Raw genomic sequence first — 385 nt, 5'->3', positions numbered from 1 at the left:
GTACTGTTGCAGTTTATTATCAATATAATCTAGATGGCGCCCGATTTTTTTTTGGTTAAAATTGTTCTTCTTACTGTTCTGCGCTCTGAGTTTGGTGCTATCTCCAGCAACCAATGTTGCACCTATGAGTCCAAAATTGCGAGCTATTTTAACGGTAGCAAAAAACACTTTTTTAATGGCCTTGGCATTATCTTTTCTAAAATTGCTAATAGTATTATGGTCAGGAGTTAGAGATTCTAAAAGCCACATCACTTCAATATTTCGTTTGCATTCTTTTTCCAATTGCCTTGAAGAACGCACGCGGTTCATGTAGCCATAAATGTATAGTTTTAGTAAGACAGATGGATTGTAAGCAGGCGGTCCATTTTCTGTAAAAACTGAACGA

At 36.6% G+C, this 385-nt stretch carries 1 protein-coding gene; it reads right to left on the bottom strand.

Going from position 1 to position 385, the window contains the following annotated elements:
- A partial coding sequence (locus A8C32_RS05095; protein WP_131798806.1) for a transposase occupies positions 1–385 on the bottom strand: 385 nt, incomplete at both ends.

This window comes from Flavivirga aquatica, assembly GCF_001747085.1.
In the GTDB taxonomy this organism is placed as follows: Bacteria; Bacteroidota; Bacteroidia; order Flavobacteriales; family Flavobacteriaceae; genus Algibacter_C; species Algibacter_C aquatica.
The sequence above is the reverse complement of the archived record's forward strand: the minus strand, read 5'-3'. Positions and strand labels throughout refer to the sequence as shown.